At 62.6% G+C, this 425-nt stretch carries 1 pseudogene; it reads right to left on the reverse strand.

The annotated features are described in order from the left end of the window. A pseudogene (locus X744_RS0139320) lies at positions 1 to 425 on the reverse strand (bifunctional salicylyl-CoA 5-hydroxylase/oxidoreductase); the annotation flags it as partial.

Below are 425 nucleotides of genomic sequence, written 5' to 3' on the forward strand. Positions count from 1 at the left end.
GCCCAGGTCTGTTCGCTGCATTCGACGATGAAGGTCGCGGTGTCGCTGTCGAACTGGTAGGCGTGCGCCCATACCCAGCCATGCTCGGTCTTCTCGAAGATGAAGGTGAAGGCGTCGTCGAATTTCTGGTTGGTGCCGAGCCAGACGAACTTGCATTTGCGTGTGTCGATGTCGGGCTTGAACACGTCGACGAAAGCGTTGCGCGCCCTTGAGTTCAGTCCGTCGGCGGCGACGACCAGGTCATGCGTCTCCATATAGGGGCGGGGATCGGCGATGTCGGTTTCGAACATCAGCTTGACGCCGAGTTCGCGCGCGCGGCGCTGCAAGAGGACCAGCAGCCGCTTGCGGCCGATGCCGCAGAAGCCGTGGCCCGACGAGACCGTGCGCACGCCGTCATGGATGACGGCGATGTCGTCCCAATAGGC

Origin of the sequence: Mesorhizobium sp. LNHC252B00, from assembly GCF_000502955.1 — a bacterium.
Lineage (GTDB): Bacteria > Pseudomonadota > Alphaproteobacteria > Rhizobiales > Rhizobiaceae > Mesorhizobium.